This window comes from Raoultibacter phocaeensis (assembly GCF_901411515.1).
GTDB lineage: Bacteria > Actinomycetota > Coriobacteriia > Coriobacteriales > Eggerthellaceae > Raoultibacter > Raoultibacter phocaeensis.
Window position 1 is genome coordinate 454,885 of sequence record NZ_CABDUX010000001.1, and the last position, 19,939, is coordinate 474,823.

General features: G+C 57.5%; 21 protein-coding genes. 7 read left to right on the forward strand and 14 right to left on the reverse strand.

The window, feature by feature from the left end; translation table 11 throughout:
• Positions 1–37: 37 nt before the first annotated feature.
• Both FJE54_RS01885 and FJE54_RS01890 read right to left on the reverse strand, forming a co-directional pair.
• Positions 38–1,489 carry an aminopeptidase gene (locus FJE54_RS01885; RefSeq protein WP_139650985.1) on the reverse strand — a complete coding sequence of 484 codons (1,452 nt, stop codon included), beginning with the start codon at positions 1,487–1,489 and terminating at the stop codon, positions 38–40.
• Positions 1,490–1,668: 179 nt separating this feature from the next.
• Positions 1,669–2,286: a TetR/AcrR family transcriptional regulator gene (locus FJE54_RS01890; RefSeq protein WP_139650987.1), complete on the reverse strand. Its 618-nt coding sequence runs from the start codon at positions 2,284–2,286 to the stop codon at positions 1,669–1,671.
• 160 nt (positions 2,287–2,446) lie between these two features.
• On the opposite strand from FJE54_RS01890, the gene FJE54_RS01895 reads away from it, so the two are divergent.
• From FJE54_RS01895 to FJE54_RS01905, 3 genes are all read left to right on the forward strand, one after another.
• Entirely contained in the window at positions 2,447–4,027 is a 1,581-nt protein-coding gene (locus FJE54_RS01895) for an FAD-dependent oxidoreductase (protein ID WP_139650989.1), read from the forward strand.
• 215 nt (positions 4,028–4,242) lie between these two features.
• Complete coding sequence (gene ngr / locus FJE54_RS01900; protein ID WP_369406380.1) at positions 4,243–4,857, forward strand: nigerythrin; 615 nt, start codon at positions 4,243–4,245, stop codon at positions 4,855–4,857.
• Between the two features lie 169 nt (positions 4,858–5,026).
• Positions 5,027–5,599 (forward strand): beta-class carbonic anhydrase, encoded by a 573-nt coding sequence (locus FJE54_RS01905; RefSeq protein ID WP_139650991.1) that lies wholly within the window; start codon positions 5,027–5,029, stop codon positions 5,597–5,599.
• Between the two features lie 28 nt (positions 5,600–5,627).
• Here FJE54_RS01905 and FJE54_RS01910 read toward each other — a convergent pair whose 3' ends face one another.
• Complete coding sequence (locus FJE54_RS01910; protein WP_139650992.1) at positions 5,628–6,185, reverse strand: metallophosphoesterase family protein; 558 nt, start codon at positions 6,183–6,185, stop codon at positions 5,628–5,630.
• A 172-nt stretch (positions 6,186–6,357) separates the two neighbouring features.
• On the opposite strand from FJE54_RS01910, the gene FJE54_RS01915 reads away from it, so the two are divergent.
• The gene (locus FJE54_RS01915) at positions 6,358–6,810 is read left to right on the forward strand and encodes an Hsp20/alpha crystallin family protein (RefSeq protein ID WP_139652174.1); all 453 of its coding nucleotides are present in this window, start codon (positions 6,358–6,360) and stop codon (positions 6,808–6,810) included.
• 216 nt (positions 6,811–7,026) lie between these two features.
• On the opposite strand, the gene FJE54_RS01920 is transcribed toward FJE54_RS01915, so the two are convergent.
• Positions 7,027–8,475 (reverse strand): response regulator transcription factor, encoded by a 1,449-nt coding sequence (locus FJE54_RS01920; protein ID WP_180326503.1) that lies wholly within the window; start codon positions 8,473–8,475, stop codon positions 7,027–7,029.
• A gap of 188 nt (positions 8,476–8,663) precedes the next feature.
• Between FJE54_RS01920 and FJE54_RS01925 the strand changes: the two genes are divergently transcribed.
• The 3 genes from FJE54_RS01925 to FJE54_RS01935 all read left to right on the forward strand — a co-directional run bounded on the left by FJE54_RS01925 (position 8,664) and on the right by FJE54_RS01935 (position 11,869).
• A complete protein-coding gene (locus FJE54_RS01925) occupies positions 8,664–10,334 on the forward strand; it encodes an FAD-dependent oxidoreductase (RefSeq protein WP_139650996.1) in 1,671 nt (556 codons plus the stop codon).
• Between the two features lie 105 nt (positions 10,335–10,439).
• On the forward strand, positions 10,440–11,213 hold the full coding sequence (locus FJE54_RS01930; protein WP_255467169.1) for an NAD-dependent protein deacylase: 774 nt from the start codon (positions 10,440–10,442) through the stop codon (positions 11,211–11,213).
• Between the two features lie 8 nt (positions 11,214–11,221).
• A complete protein-coding gene (locus FJE54_RS01935) occupies positions 11,222–11,869 on the forward strand; it encodes an NUDIX hydrolase (RefSeq protein ID WP_139650998.1) in 648 nt (215 codons plus the stop codon).
• Positions 11,870–11,905: 36 nt separating this feature from the next.
• On the opposite strand, the gene FJE54_RS01940 is transcribed toward FJE54_RS01935, so the two are convergent.
• From FJE54_RS01940 to cimA, 10 genes are all read right to left on the reverse strand, one after another.
• Positions 11,906–12,463 (reverse strand): cysteine hydrolase family protein, encoded by a 558-nt coding sequence (locus FJE54_RS01940; protein WP_139651000.1) that lies wholly within the window; start codon positions 12,461–12,463, stop codon positions 11,906–11,908.
• 81 nt (positions 12,464–12,544) lie between these two features.
• Entirely contained in the window at positions 12,545–13,114 is a 570-nt protein-coding gene (locus FJE54_RS01945) for an NAD(P)H-dependent oxidoreductase (protein ID WP_139651001.1), read from the reverse strand.
• A gap of 125 nt (positions 13,115–13,239) precedes the next feature.
• Complete coding sequence (locus tag FJE54_RS01950) at positions 13,240–13,443, reverse strand: zinc ribbon-containing protein (protein WP_255467170.1); 204 nt, start codon at positions 13,441–13,443, stop codon at positions 13,240–13,242.
• A 61-nt stretch (positions 13,444–13,504) separates the two neighbouring features.
• Complete coding sequence (locus tag FJE54_RS01955) at positions 13,505–13,975, reverse strand: Asp23/Gls24 family envelope stress response protein (RefSeq protein WP_139651005.1); 471 nt, start codon at positions 13,973–13,975, stop codon at positions 13,505–13,507.
• A gap of 37 nt (positions 13,976–14,012) precedes the next feature.
• Positions 14,013–14,471, reverse strand: a complete 459-nt coding sequence (locus FJE54_RS01960) for a DUF2273 domain-containing protein (protein WP_218971884.1) — start codon at positions 14,469–14,471, stop codon at positions 14,013–14,015.
• 12 nt (positions 14,472–14,483) lie between these two features.
• Positions 14,484–15,203: an alkaline shock response membrane anchor protein AmaP gene (gene amaP, locus FJE54_RS01965; protein ID WP_180326504.1), complete on the reverse strand. Its 720-nt coding sequence runs from the start codon at positions 15,201–15,203 to the stop codon at positions 14,484–14,486.
• 489 nt (positions 15,204–15,692) lie between these two features.
• Positions 15,693–16,904 (reverse strand): PTS sugar transporter subunit IIC, encoded by a 1,212-nt coding sequence (locus tag FJE54_RS01970; RefSeq protein WP_255467171.1) that lies wholly within the window; start codon positions 16,902–16,904, stop codon positions 15,693–15,695.
• Between the two features lie 185 nt (positions 16,905–17,089).
• Positions 17,090–17,587, reverse strand: coding sequence for a MarR family winged helix-turn-helix transcriptional regulator (locus tag FJE54_RS01975; protein ID WP_139651009.1), 498 nt, complete (start codon positions 17,585–17,587; stop codon positions 17,090–17,092).
• A 235-nt stretch (positions 17,588–17,822) separates the two neighbouring features.
• Positions 17,823–18,116, reverse strand: a complete 294-nt coding sequence (locus FJE54_RS01980) for a YerC/YecD family TrpR-related protein (RefSeq protein WP_139651011.1) — start codon at positions 18,114–18,116, stop codon at positions 17,823–17,825.
• Positions 18,117–19,703 (reverse strand): citramalate synthase, encoded by a 1,587-nt coding sequence (gene cimA, locus FJE54_RS01985; protein WP_139651013.1) that lies wholly within the window; start codon positions 19,701–19,703, stop codon positions 18,117–18,119.
• Between the last annotated feature and the right edge of the window lie 236 nt (positions 19,704–19,939).

A 19,939-nucleotide genomic window follows, 5' to 3' on the forward strand; every position in this document is an offset into this window, starting at 1 on the left:
GATCAGCAGATACGATGCGACATGTGCACTTATTGTACTACGCTTCCCTCAGAAAAGATTTGTATCCTTTGTAGGCTTCATACAAATCGGCCTTCGACGAAACCTCCCAGGGCGAATGCATCGAGAGCACCGCGACGCCCGAGTCGATGACGTCCATGCCGTATTTTGCGGGTATGTAAGCGATCGTACCGCCGCCGCCCGCATCGACGCGCCCGAGCTCGGCGGTCTGAAACGCCACGTTCGCCTCGTCCATAATGGAGCGGATGCGGGCCATGTACTCGGCCGACGCATCGTTCGATCCGCTCTTGCCGCGGCTGCCCGTGTACTTGTTGAACACGAGGCCGCGTCCCAGAAACGCGGAGTTCTTCGCCTCGAACACGCTTGCGTACGCGGGATCGAATCCCGCGCTGACGTCGGAAGAAAGCATGCTCGACGCCGCAAGCGCACGCCGAAGCGGCAGATCGCCCGGACAACCTGCAAGCGCCATGATCTCGGCCATGGTGTTTTCGAAGAACTGCGAGGCCATACCCGTCGCGCCCACGCTGCCGATCTCCTCTTTGTCAACAAGCACGCACACGCAGGTTTTCGCAGGCTCTTCGACGGCGAGCTGAGCCAGAAGCGAGGTGTAGGCGCACACGCGGTCGTCTTGCCCGTAACCGAGCACCATCGAGCGGTCGAAACCGCAATCGCGCGCACGGCCAGCAGGCACGACCTCGAGTTCGGCGGAAAGAAAATCTTCCTCATCGATACCGTAGCGCTCGGCCAAAAGATCAAGCAGGTAGGCCTTCACGGGTTCTTTCTTCGCAAGTTCTGCGCGCTTCGCTTCGGGGCTGTTTTCGTCGTGCGCTTCGGTCCCGTTTTCGGAATCGCCGTTCTCGATCACAAGCGGGCGGTTGCCCACGAGGATATCGAGGTCCTCGCCCTCGACGACCTCGTTAGCCTTTTTTCCCATCTGCTTGGATGCCAGGTGGACGAGAAGGTCGGTCACGCAGAACACCGGATCGCTTTCATCTTCGCCGATGACGACGTCGACGACGCTGCCGTCTTTCTTCGCCACCACGCCGTGGATGGCAAGCGGCACGGTGACCCACTGATAGTTCTTGATTCCGCCGTAGTAGTGCGTATCCATGAGCGCGAACCCGTTCGACTCGAACAGCGGGTTCTGCTTCACGTCGAGCCGGGGCGAATCGATGTGCGCGCCTAAGATGTTGAACCCGTTCTCGAACGGCTCGCGGCCGAGCACTGCGAGGATGAGCGCCTTGCCGTGAGCATGGGCCCATACGCGCTCGCCGGGCGCAAGCGGCCGCTTCTCTTTGATGGCCGCCTCAAGACTTACATAACCGTTCTCTTCAACCAGATCGATTGCGAACTTCGCGCACTCGCGCTCGGTCTTGCAAGTGGAGATGAAATCGATGTAGCCCTGCGCGAGCGTTTCAAGCGCGGCGAGGTCGTCGGCAGTGTAGGATTTCCACGCGTTCTCTCGTTCCATAGATGCTCCTATCTTCTTCGTATGCGGCCGTCCACACGCTCCCCTGTGCCGCAGGCGAGCAGTCGGGATGGATTTCGCTTCTTCGTTCGTCTTCTATTATCCACGCGTTGCCCCGACAAAGGACCTGAGCACAGAACTTACAAAGACAGGGACATGCGCATGCTGAATTGCAGAGAAGTCTACTCTTCGGGTAGCCCGTATTGAACGGTCAACCCTGTGATGATAATTTCAACATTGCGGTCGAACGTCTCTTCGGTAAAGAGATCGAACTGCTCCGTCGCTTCGAAATCCGCGTTTTCGCGCATTCGACTCCGTTCTTCGTTCGCATACGCCTCCGCCAGTTGAAAACCAGGAAGAAAAGAATGCATGAGAGAAAGAAATACGGAAGGCATTTCGGGGGGCAAATTCTGATTTTCATGGGTTGAGAACACGCGATCGGTAAACTCAAGGACGGGGGATTCGAAGATAGGCACAAGAACGAACATCATGAAAGCCTTTGGATGCCTAAGCGCCATAGCGCGATTCATGCGAGCTACGCGTCGTAAGCTCTCCTGCCATGTTTCATTCGGCAGAGGTTCGACAACCGTCTCGTCGAGCATAACGCCAAGCGCCGCCTTCATGAGCTCGCGCTTTGACCCAAAGCGGTTCATGATCGTCATCGTCGGCACGCCTGTTCTCTCGCAAAGCTTACGAAAGGACAAGGCGTCGACACCTTCCTGATCGACAAGCTCAAGCGCAGCCTTTGCAAGCTCTTCGTTGGTCAACGATTTCGTTTTTTCCCGACCTGATTGCGTCATGCGTTTGCCTTTCTGCTGTAGCCCCCATTATAGCCGAGGGACAGTTGCGTCAGCACAGCGGTCTGACGGTTGTCGTGCATCCCTTTTACCCCCTTCTTGACTTTGGTACACTGTACCATTATAGTGTGGTACAGTGTACCAAAAGGGTTAGGAGGAACCCATGGATGTTTCAAGAAGGTCATTTCTTTCAGGATCTCTGTTGGCAGGCGCAGGTCTCGTTGTCGGGGGGCTTGTCGGCTGTTCTCCCGCAAGCGAAACGCCTGCTGAACCACCAGCAGGCTCAGCTTCATCAGATGAGACAGTAAGCCACAATCCCGCTTCTACGGAACAGTGCGATGTTGTGGTCGTAGGCTCGGGAACAGCAGGAACGTGCGCTGCGTTGCGTGCCGCCGAACTGGGTAAAAAGGTTATCTGTCTCGAGAAGAACTCCGCGCTCGGCGGCACCTCTGTTTTTGCCGAAGGTCTCTGCGGAATCGATTCGTCGTTTCAGGCAGAGCAGGGTATCGCCATCGATAAAGCAGCCGTCTTGGCCGATACGATGAAGTACCATCATTACGCATGCCTTGGGCCCGTAGTCCGCTCATTCATCGATAGCTGCGGTGATACGATTGATTGGCTCCAAGATCAAGGCGTCGTCTTTTCATCGGTTGTCGCTTTGGGCGATTCCTATCCGGTTTGGCATCTTCCCGCCGACGAGACGGGGGCACCGACCCATATGCAAGCGGTATTGGAAATACTGCAAGCGAACGCCAAAGAACTTGGTGCAGAATTTCGTACATCTGCACCCATGACCGACCTCGCCGTCGAGGACGGAGCGGTCATCGGCATTTACACCGGGTCGGGAAACAGCGAGACGCTCATCGAGGCCCAAGCGGTAATTCTCGCAAGTGGCGGATACGCAAACAACGCAGAGCTGTATGAAAAATTCACTGGCCGCCCCTACGAATCGGTGCATGTCTGGGGCATGACGGGTCGTGATGGCGACGGGATCACCGCAGCAATCTCAACGGCAAACGCCGACACCCACATACCGAGCGCTGTCATGTATCACACGGGGCGCATTGAAGGAACCGATGCATTTTCCGACATACCTAATTTTGTTTTGACCATGCAGCCGACCATGAGGGTACATGCAGCGGCCGAGCGTTATTTCAACGAAGCCATCACAAGCGACTTTTCAGCCACAGGCAATGTGCTCACAACCAATGCAGCAAATTACGTCATTTTCGACGACGCCTACATCGACCATATCGAGCAACAAGGACCGTTTTGCCCGATGCCGAATCTCGGTGCCTTCGTTGGACAACCGTTTGCATGTCGCGAGGGAATCGAACAATGCACAGGCGTCGTGAAAGCCGACACCATCGAGGAGCTTGCTGACAAACTTGGGCTCAATGCCGATACGCTCGCGGCAACCATCAAGCGCTACAACGACTTTTGCTCTTCTGGCATCGACGAAGATTTTGGCAAACCTGCCGATCAGCTCCTTTCTATAGAAAAAGCTCCCTATTACGGAGCACATATCACTCCGACGCTGTTTACCACCGTTGGAGCATTGCGAGTAAACGGAGACATGCGCGTTATCGACATGCAGGGACAGCCCATCGAGGGCCTTTATGCCGCAGGAGGCGACGCGGCTGGCCTTTATGGATCCAATTATGATGTCGATGTATGTTCAGGATCTCAGCAGGGTTGGGCGGCTACCTCAGGCAAACGTGCTGCAGAACATCTATCGGCATAGCTAGAAGATGTGACCATCATGGCCAAAGACTAGTCCGCATTCCGGGCTGGTCTTTGGCTTTCTCTCCTTCTCATCCCCGATTTGTGCAAACTTTGGGAAAACGGGCCGAGTTTCAAACTCGGGCTTGAAATGCTCGGACGAGCGGTGTAGTATACCTTATCGAGATAAGTTCTCAATAAGAGACGAGACCCAATAGCGACAAAGAGGAGTACTCAATGACCATGAAAGTGCGCGACGCCATCCCGACCCCCGACAACGCCACCAACTTCAACGTTGCAGGCGACAGCAAAACCGTCGTCGGCTCTACCCTTGACAACCTGAAGGCCGCCATCGCCGGCGAAACCGGCGCATCCGCCAAGTACACGGCGTTCGCACAAGCTGCGAAGGAGCAGGGCTACGACCAGATCGCACGCCTGTTCGAGGCCACCGCTGCTGCCGAGCAGATTCACATCGGTCTCGAGTACGGCCTCGTTTCTGAGATGGATCCCGACTACGAGAAGCCCACGGCCGAAGCCCCTGCCGCCGAGGCAAGCGACCTCAACCTCATCGCAGGTGCTTGCGGTGAAATCTACGAGACTTCCGACATGTACCCGGCCTTCATCAAGAAGGCTCAGGAAGAGGGCGAAACCAAGGCGGTTCAGGTATTCACCCGCGCCAAGCTCGCCGAGTCAGTGCACGCCGAGCGCTACCTTGATGCGTACAACAACCTCGACGCAGCCGACGATGACACGTACTACCTCTGCCCCATCTGCGGCTACATCCACAAAGGCGAAGACTTCGAGAAGTGCCCCATCTGCTTCTGCCCGAAGAGCACCTTCACCGCATTCTAAGCCGCTTCGCATAAACCTCTCACGAGACCCCGCAATGCGGGGTCTTTTCGTTTTGCCAAGGCGAAAAGGCTTAAGCACAGTCTCAAGAACGCAATGCGCCCGCCGTCATGCCGACGATGGGCGCGTTTTGCGCTACACTAGAAGCTCGCTCAAGAAAGCCAGGTTATACATGCGAAACGAAAACAGCCTCTCGCAAACCATCGAAACCCTTCTGGAACACAATCGCACGTTCGTCGCCGAACGTGCCTATGAACGCTACCGCACCGATAAGTACCCCGACAAAAAACTTTGCATCGTCACCTGTATGGATACGCGCCTCGTAGAACTTCTGCCTGCAGCGCTCGGCCTGAAAAACGGCGATGCGAAGATCATCAAAGTCGCAGGAGCCGAAGTGTCGCATCCGTTCGGCAGCGTCATGCGCTCACTTTTGATCGCCGTATGCGAGCTCGGCGTCGAGGACATCATGATCGTCGCGCACTCATCGTGCGGAGCGCAGCATATGGACGGGTCCTCGATGGTCAAGGCTATGGAGGATCTCGGGGTGGAAGAAGACCGCATCAAACTCGCACAACATTGCGGCGTCGATTTCGACCGTTGGCTTGCCGGCTTCGGCGACGCCGAAAAGGCGGTCCGCGAAAGCGTCTCCATGGTGCGCGAACACCCCGTCATGCCGCCGAACGTGCGCGTAACAGGCTGGATCATGGATTCGGAAACGGGCGAGATAACCCCCGTGCACTGCTAGATGCGCGTTGCAGCCGCAGCCGCAACTCCTACGCCTCGAACACGACCCTCCCATCGAGCGATTCGATACGCACCGTATGAATACGGCCAGCCTCGATCGTCATACGCCCGATGCAACGCGGAAAACCACCGCGCGGACGAAACGCTGCGCCCGGGCATATGAGGAACTCGGCCGGACGCGCCTCTTTGCCCATGACGAGCTCGGGCACATGCGTGTGCCCATGGACGCATACCTGCGGAATCGGATCGCCGGGTGCTAATGCCCCGCTTCCGTTGAAACCGATGCGCACATCGCGCGGATAGTGTGCCACCAAAAAGCGCACACCGCCGATGACCGGATGCGCGAACCGTCCGACCTCTGAGCCGTACTCGTCGTAGTCGTTGTTGCCGAGCACCGCCGTTACGGGCGCGAGCGTCTCGAGCTCGTGCAAAATCGCAGGACCTCCTATGTCGCCTGCATGGATGATGCGGTCGCATTCGGCGAGTGCCGCGTAGGCTTTCGGGTCGAGCTGCCCGTGAGTATCGGAGATGATTCCGACGGTTAAACGTGCGTCTTCGGATGGGACTATGTCGCGTGATGGTTTCATGAACTCATTGTACCATGTTCCCAGCTCAACGTAACAAAACGGTTACCCTTATCCGCAATTTGTTGACTGCTGAGCTCGCGCGCAGTATAGGTATATATGTAACCAGCAAAGCGGGCACCCCCATGACAAGCGATGCCATTTCGATGCAGCCCGCGTAAGAAGAATGGAGATGATCGCCATGTTAGTACCAGCACGTCGTCCTAAAGATCTCATCAACGGCCTGATGCTCGATCCCTTCGAAACGTTTCTCGACAACGCAACGGCAATGGCCAAGCCCTCGCCCACGCTCATGAAGACCGATATCAAGGAAACCGACGGAGGTTACGAGCTCACCATCGATCTTCCGGGATTCAAGAAAGACGATGTAACCGCCGAATTGAAAAACGGCTACCTGAGCGTAAGCGCTTCGACCGAATCATCGAAAGAAGAGAAGAACGACGAAGGCACGTTCATCCGCAAGGAACGCTTCAGCGGCACGTGCAGCCGCAAGTTCTACGTCGGAGACGACATCTCGGAAGACGACATCAAAGCGAAGTTCGAAGACGGTCTGTTGAAGATCACGGTCCCGAAGAAAGAACAGCCCAAAGAAGAGGATACCAAAAAGGTCATCTCGATCGAGGGCTAGCAGGTTCATGCCGCGCCTATTGGCTGCGGCTCTACCTCCCGGGGACAGCAGAGATGCTGTCCCCGTTTTTTTGCGTGTAGGCCGATCGTCATTGCGGCAACACGTATGTGATGTAGCCACGCCAACACCGGCTCGTTTTTTTAGCAAACAGCCATGCGTGCCAGGCTGAAGCCGCCCCCAGCCGACGCCCACGCTGCAGTCTTGAGGACGATCTGCTCACTCCATAGTATCGCGGACCTCGGTAATAAGCTCCTCTTTCGAGTGTATGCCCATCTTTTTGTAGATATGGCGCACGTGTGTATCGATAGTGGATTGCGCGATGTACAGTTCGTTGCGAATATAGGGAAGCGAATAGCCTTGTGCAAGATAGGCGAGGATTTCCCGCTCGCGATTGGTCATGCGGTAGCGCATCCCAACCGTATCGCACGCAGCTTCGAGGGCATCGGTTCCGCTCGTCGATGGCGTATTTTCCCTATCTTCAAGCGTAAATGCAAGCCTGTCCTGAATCGCAACCGAACTCATAACGAGCACGATGAGGATTGCGAGCGCAATCGCGAAAACACCGTGATAAGAACCGGTTGCGTCGACGAACAGCATTGCAGCCGGCGTGACCACGATACCTATGAGAAATCCCACCTCGAGAAAAAAGCGGCCGAGTCCGAACACCCGGTACGGAGGCGCATTCGTTCGCTTCGCAAGCTCTGCGAAGTACACAAATGTGAGCAGGTTCAAAAGTGCCTGAGCCGCGAACGCAAGCAGGCATGCCACAAGAACCGAAATGGTCCCCGGCATGAACAGCAAAGCAAATGCAGCAGCCACAAGCGGCAGCACCCAACGGTACAACGTCCCTAAGTTGAGCGATCGGGAAAACCGGGTCATATACACCATGAGCAGCACCGCTACCGCCGTTCCCGAAAGCACGGAAGCCTCGAAAAGCGTATGGGGCAACGGAACGGTTCCGTTGTTGACCATGCTCCAAAACAGCGAGATAGTAGCCGTTGCGCCTACTACGCCGAGGCCGATTCTCACAAAGCTTCGCACATTGAAATGCGAAGGGGACCGGGTGCCGTCCGTCTCGGCGCCTTGCCCTGACGAACCTTCGCCTCCCCGCAGGAAAAGCGTTGAGAAGAAGGGAAAGCACGCTATAAGCACAATGGCAAACGGTTCGGGCAAAACGAGTACGCACGCGTAGCACGCAAACGCGAGTATCAGCGAATAGGCTGCCGAACGTTCGATTCTCTGCATATCGAGCGACGTATAATACGTACCCCAGAGAATCGTATACACAGCCGTGCCGAGCGAAGAGACGATCCCCCCAATGATTTGCAGCGCAACGGACAACGCCTCATCGGAGTACAGCGATAAAGCGAGCATTGCCGTTCCGACAACCATGCCTGCAAGCGCGAGAAGATGAAGCATATCCCGCATCTTTCGGTTGCTCAATGGATCTTTGAGAAAGAAGAATGCGAGCAATCCGACCGGAGCGCCGAGCATAGAGGTAAACCAGAATACCCCGAGGTTCGAGGCATCGTCATGCGTAAACGTACCGGTGAAAATGATGGATATCCCCCATGCGACGATGAAGCCCCACCCAAGGTCGGATATATGCCGCGTCGGAAGCAACACGGCAGAAGTATTCCGCTGATTGTGGTTTAGTTTTTTCATGGCATACCTCCCATGGCAATTGTATGCCATGAGGACGACGATTCCTTATCACGTGAATCACATGATATTGCACGAATCGGGGTGTATCGACGATAGTCAAGAACCCGTTTCCTCGGTACGGTCTTTCGGAAAGCTCGCCGTTTTCGACGAGCCGCATATATCGGCCAAACTACTATTCGGAGGGAATCATGGAAAAGAATCTAACTCGTCGCAGTTTTCTTGTCGGAAGCATGGCAGCAGGCACCCTAGCAGCGGCAGGGCTTGCCGGGTGCGCACAGCCAGCGCCCGCCTCGGACGCAACGAAGGGAGCCGCGTCGCAAGCAACTACAGCCGACGGCAAGCATCCCTGGGAAGTCTATCCCGGCGACATCGATGAAAACACCGTTTCCGAAACCATCGAACAAGATGTCGTCATCGTAGGGTTGGGCGCTTCGGGAACCTATGCGGCCGCATCGGCTGTCGAAAACGGATTGTCGGTAGCAGTCCTCGAGCGCAACGAAACGTTCAACGCGAACGGCGGTTCTCACTTCGTATTCAACTCCGCCGCACAGCGAAAGCTGGGGCAAGAAGTCGATGTCGACAGAGCCGTTAAGGATTTCCTGAACATTGCAAACGACAAAGTAGATGGCACCGCAGTATGGACCTGGGCGAACCGCTCAGGCGAAGCGGCAGACTGGTTCGCCGACATTGTCGAACCCTATGGACTCTATCCTGTCCTCCAACACTCCGACGACGAGCCGATCACGAAAATCTATCCGGGAACCATTCTGTTCATCGGCGGCGAAAATGAGCCCGCGAACGGCATCGACAACGATCCCTATAACGGAGATTTGGGCCTTGGTTTCGTTCCCGAAATCGATCTGCTCAAAGCTTTGCTGGAGCACATCCAATCCAAAGGCGCATCCGTGCATTTCAAGCATACGTCTGAGCAACTGGTAAAAGACGATTCGGGTCGCGTCATCGGAGTGATCGCCTCCGATTCCGACGGTACGTACAAGAAGTTCGTCGGCACGAAAGGCGTCGTCATCGCCACAGGAACCTACGACCAGGATCCCGATATGCACGCCCACTTCTGCCCGACTATTGCCAACAACCCGTGCGGAGCCGAAGTTCCCTTGTTCAACATGGGCGATGGATCGGGGATCAAACAAGCGCTCTGGGCTGGCGGTACCATGCAGGCCAACGGAGACCATCCCCCGATGATGTTCTGGGGCTCGACCAACTGTATCAAAAACGTACTGGTGAACAAGCTTGGCAACCGCTTTATCGATGAGACGGCAGGCCAATCCAATATGGCAGCCGCTCAGTTCAACCAGCCTGGTGCAACCATGTGCGCTATCTGGAACGCCGATTATGCAGAACAGCTGCCGGCCATCTCGTACCGAGCAGATGATCTTTCTTGGAAAGCGACACCCGAACAGCTCTTGGAAAAATGGGAAGGCCTCGTTGAACAAGGCATCTTCATGAAAGCCGATAGCCTCGATGAGATAGCCGAAGCGTACGACCTTCCCGCAGACGCACTCAAAGCAACGGTGGACGAGTACAACGGATTCTGCTCCCAAGGCCTCGATGAGGCGTTTCACAAGAAGCCTGAAGAGCTCCATGAACTTACCGGTCCGTATTTCGCTACCATCTACACAGCCCCGGCTTCGCTTGCCTCCATGGGCGGGCTTCATGTGAATGCAAAATCCGAGGTGCTAAGCGCCGAGGAAACTCCCGTCGAGGGCCTGTACGCCATCGGCCTTGCTGCTGGAGATTTTTACGCCAATCAGTACAGCACCCGTTACGCAGGCAACAGCCTCGGACGCTGTATGACGTTCGGCTACCTCGTCGGGCGACAGCTCGCTGGACTCGAATAACTCCGTAGCGCACCGCCTCGGCATAGACGCGCCGAGGCGGTGTTATCCGCTACCCATCTGTTTTTGCTATCATAGGCCCTGCGCGCATACGTACAGAAGTCCTCGATGTCAGATGGGTGCATTGCCATGGCTCAGCCCGAAACGGATCGATCAATCGAAACCTTCCGAACCTGGATAGCCGAAGCTCCGCCCGAGAGCGTGGTGTTCTTCGGCGGCGCAGGGGTCTCAACCGAAAGCGGTATCCCTGATTTTCGCAGCCCCGACGGGCTGTTCACGAAGACGTACCCCTATCCCGCCGAAACCATGATCAGCCGAACGTTTTTCGACGAGCATCCTGCCGATTTCTTCGATTTCTATTGCGACCGCATGGTGTTTACCGATGCGAAACCGAACCAGGCCCACCGCAAGCTCGCCCAACTCGAACGCGCTGACATCGTTCGCGCCGTCATCACGCAGAACATAGACGGCCTCCATCAGGCTGCGGGAAGCGAAACGGTGTACGAACTCCACGGAAGCGTGCTGCGAAACTTCTGCATGCAGTGCGGCGATGCGTATTCGGCCGAAGACGTGCTTGGCCTACACGAACAATCAGAAGACGGCATTCCCCGCTGCCCCACATGCGGTAGTATCGTCAAGCCCGACGTCGTTTTGTACGAAGAGGCGCTCGACCAGCAGGTGCTTCAGGCATCCGTGGAGGCCATCGCGAAGGCCGATATGCTCATCGTAGCAGGCACCTCGCTTGCCGTATACCCGGCCGCAGGTTTGATCGACTATTTCGCCGGCAGCCACCTCGTCATCATCAACCGCACGCCCACGCCGCGCGATCGTCAAGCCGATCTCTGCATCGCCGCCAACGTCGGCGACGTCTTCGATTTCTAGGAGGAGCCATGAGCACCGCACCCGCGCCAAAGCAAACCCCGACCCTGCACGACATCGAGCAGGTAAGCGACGGATGGATCAAAAAATACAACCTGACCTATACGCTGCCCGACGGCAGTTTGTACTCGTACGAATCGGTCTCGCGAAAAGGAATGGAAGCGTACCGCCGCGAACTCGAACGCGCGGGAAGCGGCGCGCAGGCGCCCGACGCGATTTGCATCGTTCCGCGCACGGCCGAAGACGAGCTCGTGCTGATTCGCGAATTCCGCTATCCGCTCAACAGTTGGTGCATCGCGTTTCCTGCGGGCCTCATCGAGGAAGACGAGGATCTTGCAACCTGCCTCGAGCGCGAGCTCCGAGAGGAAACGGGGTACGGCCTGGCTCTTGTCGACGGTACGGTGAAATACCATGCGCTGCCCCAGGCGGGCTATTCGTCAACGGGCCTTACGGAAGAAAGCGTGCAGGTGGTGTATGCGTTCGTGCAGAAAAAACGCGAGGCCGAACCCGAACCGTCTGAGTTCATCGAGGTGTTCACGCTTCCCATCGCCGACGTCGCCGCATTTCTCGAAGGGAACACGACGCCCATCGGCACGCGTTGCCAGCTGATCCTGGAGTCGTTCGCCCGCGACGCGCGCAACGAACTCCAACGCTGCTAGCGAACCGCGTCGAGAGAACCCGCACGCCCGAGGCGCTTAGCGGTTGATCACCTGAATCTGCAAGCCTTCCATCACATCGAACGCCTTGTCCTGCAGCGCTCTGTCGAACGAATCGGTGCATGAAGCGTCGACGATGATGGGGACTTCGGGACACGCCGTTTTAGCCAGCACGGCGTTTGCGATCACGCAGATATTCGACACAAGGCCCACGAGCTCGATGCTCGCGAACGGCTTCGTGCCTACTTCGTCGGCTGCTTTCTGAATGCCCGCTAGACGGTAAAACAGCTCTTTAGAACCGAACGTGGGCTTTTCGAATACGAGGTCGCACGCGCCCACACGCTCGGCGATCGATCCGTACAGGTCGGATCCCGGCGTACCTTCGATGCAGTGCTCCACGGGAAGGTTCGTACCTTCGAGCGTGTCGAGGTAAGATTTGCCGTGCATGTCGAGCGTAAAGCAGATGTCGTTACCCGCTTCGCGGTACTCGTCGATTTTGGCCGCAATGCGTTCTTCCAAGAGCTCGGCTCCCGGAAAGCCGAGCGTTCCGTCTACGAAATCGTTCTGGTAATCCACAACGATGAGCAGTTTCTTCATGATGCTCCTCGAATCAGTTGCGAACGGTGCGCGGTTGCGCACCTGGTTCGATGTAGCGAGTAGGGTAGCATACTCGGCACTCTACCGCCCGTTCAGTTTTGCGATGGTGTCGAGCGCCTTTTGCATCTGCGCCTCGACATCGAGCCCGACCACATCGAGACCCTCGGCTGCAACAAAGCGCGTTTCGGGAATGCCGAACATCTTCGCGATACCGCAGAGGTACTCGTAGCCGTAGTTCGCGCCCTCGACGAATCCGCCGCACGAGGTGATGTAGGTGAGGCTGGTCGCTTTGCAGATGCCTTCTGCCTGGCCTTGCTCGGTATAGTGAAATGCGATGTCGCACACCGAGGCATGCTCGATATAGACCTTAAGCGCCGCCGGAAACGAAAGGTCCCAATACGGTGCGCCAATCACGATTTCGTCGGCTGACGCAAACTGCTTGGCCAGATCGAAAATGGGATCGTCCCATGCGCCCGCCTTCTGGAGATCGGCCCTGCGCGCTGCCGTTTCGCCGTCGAGCGGCAGAAGGCCAAGCGTTGCAAGGTCGACTTCGAAAACGTTTTCTTTGTCGGCAAGGTATGCGCGGGCGAGCGTAAGCGTGCGCGACAGCTCTTTGCGCATGCAGGCGTTCACGAACAGGGTCTGTGGCATGAAGGGCTCCTTCGCTATCTGCGTCGATGGTAATCGGCGCCGTTCGTTTTCGCCTATCATAGCAGAAGCGAGAGACTGCCTTGCGAACAGCCCCTCGCTTCGATGGTTTATCCTGCCGATCGGCTTTACGAAACCTTTTCGAACTCCTCATGATGGCAGTTCGGGCAAGGGGGAAGCTCGTCGTCGTCACTCTTGAGTTCAACGATCTGCCCGCAGTTTAGGCAGCGGTACTTCCCTTGTCCGGGCTTTTCTCCTGTTTTGTACACCATATTCGGCTCCTTTCTCAAACGCCCTTGCTCAAGCGCTGGACTTGTACGGGGGCCCCGCACATGCGGGACCCGGTATCGAGAAAGCGCCGGTTCGAACCCGGCGCTGGATTTGCTTCGGAGCTTATGCAGCTTTCGTTTGCTGGGAGTTGTTGTTACCCTGCTTCTCTTTGTACTCTTCGCGCGTCATGACGTCCACTACATGCACGGTCATTTCATCGACGTCGAGTCCGGTCATCTCTTTGATGCTCTTGCCGACAACCTTCTTGATGCGGTCGAATACCTCGACGGCGGACTTGCCGTATTCGAGGATGATGGACAGATCGACCGAAGCGCGCTTGTCGTCGTCTTCCACATCGGCGTTAACGCCCTTCGTGCGATCGTTGCCGCCGAGGCCTTCCTGGATAGTGGAGAGCAGGTTGCCCTTCATCTCGACGATGCCGTCGATCTTCTGCGTCGCGTACGAGGCGATCTTCTCGACAACGACCTCGTCGATGACGAGCTTGTACTCGGGTTCACTCTGCTGGGAGGTCTGCATGCGCTGACCGTCCTGCATTGATTGATTCATGGTGCTGCCGTTCATTTCCTGTGCCATTTCTAGCTCCTTTCGTAGGGGTGCATTGATGCTGTAACTAATCCAACCTGCTGATGATGCCCTGTACGGTGGCTACCGTTTTACGGTCGCCGTCCTTGTAGCGTCCGTAGAGAACACCTGCGGTTATGAACACTGCCAAAAGCAGAGTTGGCCAAAAGCCTATGATGAGAAATCCTGCTGCGACGAGCAGTCCGACCGATGCGAAGATCACTTGGTTGCGGTGGTTGCGATAGTACGAGAACCACGCTTTCTTCGCGTTCGGGAAGAGCTCTTCCTGTTTGGCACCGTCCTGCTGCGCGGTGCCGGATGCGGTGTTTGAACCCGGTGTTTGCCCAGCGCTTTGCTGAGACGATACCTGACTCTGGTTCGCCTGTGCCGCCTGTGCCGCCTGGTTCTGCGGCCCGGACAACGCCGACTGCTGCGCCGTCTGCGGATACGAGAACTTCGTATCGGATGCACCTTGCGCAGGTGCTTGCATAGTTGCTGTTTGCGCCATTGCTTCGACCTCCTATCGTGCGAGCGCCGCGGCCGTGTTGAGGGAAGCTCCCTCGGAACCCGCAACGGCTTCGTCTGCCATTTCTTCAACCGTCATGTTCGATACCTGCGAAACGTTAGAAACCGGTACAGCGCTTTGAGGCGCATAAGCCTGAGAAGCGGAGTTCGACGTGTACGCCGTCTGGCTCACCGACCCGTTTTTAGCGTGGGCGACATCCGGCTTCGCAAACGTGATGCGCAGCTTATCGATCGGATGGCCGGTCAGCGCGTTCACCGATGCGGAAACCTCGTCGGTAAGCCTGCTGCCGAGCTGTTCGAGCATGCCGTTGCGGCCTGGATCGACCTTAATGCGCAGCCGCAGCTTCGGATCGCCCTTGCCGACGATCTTCATGCGGATGTCTTTTGCGGTGAGACCGCGATGCGCCTCGACGGTGTTGCGCGCCGTCGAAACGATGGCGTCTTTCGAGATGTCCACTTCGCCGTCGGCACGCTCGATGAGCAGACGCGACGAAGTGCCCGGTGCGGCGATTGCCCATACGAGCAACGCGATGGTGCCCACAAGCACGATGCCGAGCAGTACCGCCTCGACGATGAAGAACCATTGTTGATCGGCGAGCCACAGCGCAGCGGGCATAACCGGACCCCATGCGAACCACAGGATCGCAAGATATCCGACGCCGAGCACAGTTGCCACCGCGAATACGAGCAGTGCAATGCGTTTGATCGCTCCCATGCCGTCCTCTTTTCTCTTCGGTCCGCAAAGCCCTCGAGGACTCGCGGAAGCGGTTGATCGTTGTGTTAACGCCCACCCTATCTCACTTCTCTCCTCGTTCATAGACGCTAAGATGACTCGAAAACATCCCATTGACCTGCTGTTATATTGGACACTTTACCGACAACAATTCGTGTGGGGGCCGTAGTGCGCACGTTGGAACCCTGTAACAATGAAAGCAGGGCAATCATGGTTTCAGAGCGCAAAAAAACCGCCGCATACAGGGCGCGCGGCGGTTAGACGGACGGGTAACGCGACGGTGACACCGAGCCTTGCAGACGGGTAACGCTCATAGCGCAGCATGCTTTCGGCAGCTCTCATATCGACCGGAAGACGACGTGAGCCCTTCCTGCGTCTAATCGCATAAGCGGAGGCACCCATAAACCCAGCGGCCGCCAAACCCGCGAATACAAGCATGCCGAATGCGTTTTCTGTATGACGCTCATGCCTTTACAGATCGAGCGTGAGATCTCCCGGCTTGATCCATCCAAGCCGCCTGAGCAGCAGCCCGATCAACCAGGTGAGCACAGCAGGCAGCACGAAGCACACGAGCAGAAGCCCCGCCCAATCGAGAGCCGTTATCGCCGGCTTAAGGCCCGCCGTCACATCGTTCACCCAACCGGTGTATACGCCGATCTGCCCGACAAGGCCGCACGTTCCCATACCCGAAGCCACGGCAGGACCGTTCATCTGCAGGCCGAAGACACATGTTGCAAGCGGGCCGGTGATGGCAGACGCGATGATGGGCGGAATCCAGATGCGCGGATTCTTCACGATGTTGCCCATCTGGAGCATCGAGGTCCCGATACCTTGGGCGAACAAGCCCCCAATCCCGTTCTCGCGAAAACTCATGACCGCAAAACCGATCATCTGAGCGCAGCACCCCGCAACCGCCGCGCCCCCCGCCAACCCTGCGAGGCCGAGCGCTGCGCAGATGGCCGCCGAGCTGATGGGAAGCGTCAACGCGACGCCCACAAGCACCGCCACGATCACGCCCATGAAAAATGGCTGCAAGTCGGTCGCCCACATGATGGCGCCACCGACCGCGCTCGCCGCCGCCCCGATGCCGGGAGCCCACCACAGCGACAAGCCCACGCCGACCAAAATGGTGACGATAGGGGTAACGAGAATGTCGATCTTCGTCTCCCCCGAAACGGCTTTTCCCGCCTCTGCCGCGAAGATGCACACGACGAGCACGGCAAGCGGACCGCCCGCGCCTCCAAGTTCGTTGGCTGCTCCTCCTACGGCGGCGAGCGAGAACAAAACAAGCGGCGGGCATTGGAGCGCAAATCCAATCGATACAGCCATGGCGAACCCGGTTGCCGCTTTCGCAAAGGAGCCGATGGCCACAAGCGCCTCTATGCCTGCCTGCTCGCCGATCGTGGAGAGGATGGTGCCGATGAGCAATGAGGCGAACAAGCCCTGCGCCATGGCAGACAGCGCATCGACCCCGTATCGTTTCGGGGATATCTCGATGTTCTTACGCGCGAGAAATCGCCTGACCGAACCGCCGCGCTCTTTCTGCGCGCTCCCTTCGCATGCAGCATCCCCAGAGCCCCCATCATCTGCATCCTGCACGAACTTGATGCTGTGCGCAGACTCCTGTGTGCTTCCGCTCTCGCCTGTCGCCATAGCGGCCATACTCCCACGTTTTTGCCCCATCGAGTTCTCCCACCCGGTATGCCGCACTCAGCGAAGAAGCCGCACCGTCGCAGAGATCCGACGGTGAAGCCCGCATATGCAGTCGGTTTTGCAGTGAAAAGACAAGTATAGCGCGGGAGGTGCGGTATCACTAAGCGGTCGCGCTCAGGGGTCGGTTTTTGCGGATCGAGACGAACGGATAGGCGCTATGCCCCTGTCGCCTGCTTTTCCTCTTGATCGGCAGAAGGATCCCCAAGCAAAGAGAACGAACCTCTGAATGCCGCCGAAAATTCGGCGATAACGCCGGTAAAGGCCTCGATATCCGCAGGCCCGACTTTCTCACCGATGTCCTCGACAAGCTTTTCGAGTTCGCCGAGCGCGCGTTGGCCGACCGATGAACCCTTATCGGTAAGATGAACGCGCAGGATGCGTTGATCACGCGTATCGGGCTGGAACTCGAGAAAACCCTTCTCATGAAGCGCCGCGAGCACGGTTTTTGCATTCTGATGCGAGCAGCGCGCTTTGCGTGCCATATCCCCAAGCGAAGGATGGGCATCGAACGAGCAGATCATCGCTAAGAAGATGACCTGCCTGCCCGTCAGTTCGTCGAACCGCTTTCTTCCCATTTGCTCGATCGATTCCGACAAGGCCAGAGCGTCGTCGAATACGCGATAATACCTGGATTCTTTACGCTTCCCCGACACCCGACGCACTCCTTTTTCGGCCGCAGATCTTAATTGATACTTCCTGAATAGTAATATACCGTACCGAATACCTTGGTGTAGCGGTAATTATATAATTACTTACCAGAATACAGGAATTCTGCAAATATGAAAGGAGTTATCAATAAATCGCGAAGCGGGCCTCGGAAGGCTGCTGGGCCAGAACCCGGTACGCGGAAAGCCGCCCAGCGGGAGTGGGCCCGGAAGGCGCGCCGTATCAGGCGTCACGTTCGTCGAGCAGGGCAAGCGCTGCCGCATACCCTCCCGAGCCGTACGATAGACATTTCGACACACGCGCAATGGTAGTGGCGGAAGCGCCTGTGATCTGCTCGATCACCGAATAGGATTTTCCCCCGGCCAGAAGCCTTGCCACATCGAGGCGTTGGGAGGTCTCCTTGATTTCGCGGATCGTGCACATGTCCTCAAGCAGCGCGAACACGGTATCGGGATCGTCGATTTTGGCAAGCGCGTAGGCGAGGTTGTCCACTTCGGGTGTTCTGAGATCGCTCATTTACCGTCCCATTCTCGCGAGTCCGTATTCGACCGAATCGACGAGCGCGTTCCACGATGCCTCGATGATGTTCTCGGATACCCCGATGGTGCCCCACACGCCGTGCGCATCGCGCGAGGTGATGACGACGCGCGTGATGGCATCGGTGCCTACGTTCTCGTCGAGGATACGCACCTTGAAGTCGACGAGCTCGATACCGGCGACTTCGGGGTAGAACTCGGTGATGGCCATGCGCAGCGCCGTGTCGAGTGCACCGACCGGGCCGGTTCCTTCGCCTGTAGCCACGAAGCGGTGATCGCCCACATGGATCTTGATGGTGGCCTCGCTCATGGCGTCTTTAGCGCGTGCGCCCGAATCCTCGTAATCATCGACGATCACGCGGAAGCTCTCGAGCCTGAAATGCGGCTTGAAATTACCGAGCAGCGCCTGGAGTAGCATGTAGAGCGAGCCGTCGGCCACCTCGTAGGAATAGCCCTCGTGTTCGCGCTTTTTGATGGTGTCGAGAATCTGCTGGGTCTTTTCGGGGGTGTCGGAAAGATCGATCCCGAGGCTTTTCGCCTTGCTCACAAGCGACGCTTTTCCAGCAAGTTCGCTCACGAGCATGCGCGTCGTGTTGCCCACGCGTTCCGGATCGGTGTGCTCGTAGGCTTCGGGGAACCGCGCGATAGCGCTTGCGTGGAGCCCGCCCTTATGCGCGAACGCCGAAGCCCCCGTATAGGGATGATGCGTCGGTACAGCCATGTTGCACGTTTCAGCGACGAACTGGGAAACGGCCGTAAGCTCGCGGAGGTTCTCGGGGCCCACCGTCGTTCTGCCCATCTTCAGCTCGAGATCGGCGATGGTCGTGAGGATGTCGCAGTTTCCCACGCGCTCGCCGAACCCGTTCACGGTACCTTGCACCTGAGCGGCCCCCGCGCGCACCGCCGCAAGCGTGTTCGCAACCGCGCATCCCGAATCGTTGTGGCAGTGGATTCCGATCTGCTGCCCAGGCAGCGCCTTCACCACGTCGGCGACGATCTCTTCGACCTCGAACGGCAGCGCTCCCCCGTTCGTTTCGCACAGATCGATCGAATCGGCACCGGCGTCGCTGGCCGCGCGTACGCAGGCAAGCGCGTATTCGGCGTTAGCCTTGTACCCGTCGAAGAAGTGCTCGGCGTCGAACACGACGCGCACCCCTTGGGATTTCAGGTACGCAACCGATTCGCCGATCATGCGCAGGTTCTCATCGAGCGAAGTCAGAAGAGCGCGGGTCACCTGCTCGTCCCACGTCTTGCCCACGATGGTCACGATAGGTGCCCCGCTTGAGAGCAGATCGGCAAGACCCTGATCGTCTTCGGGAGCCGTATCCTTCTTGCACGTCGAGCCGAAGGCGGCGATCTGCGCATGGGCAAGATCCATATCCTGAACGCGCTTGAAGAACGCGATGTCCTTCGGGTTCGAAGCGGGATAACCTCCCTCGATGTAATCGATGCCGAACGCGTCGAGCCGCTCGACGATGCGCAGCTTGTCTTCGAGCGAAAGGGTAATGCCCTCGCTCTGCTCCCCGTCGCGTAGCGTGCTGTCGTATGTCAGTATGCGCTGTTCCATGCGGCTTATCGCTCCTTGCTTGATCGGCGGGTTCGTGCTGCCACTTGCGGGTGGGTGCGGGCTTTACAGGTTCGTGCAGGCCTGTGCGGTCATAATCGTTTCCGCAGGTTCGCTCGGATTCGTACAGATTCGTGCAGATTCGGGGCGCATCGCATAGGCTCGGCTCGCCTCATGAAGAAGCGAAACCGCTTTGTACGGCGCAACGCGATGCACAAGCGGTTTCGCTTCGAGAAAGC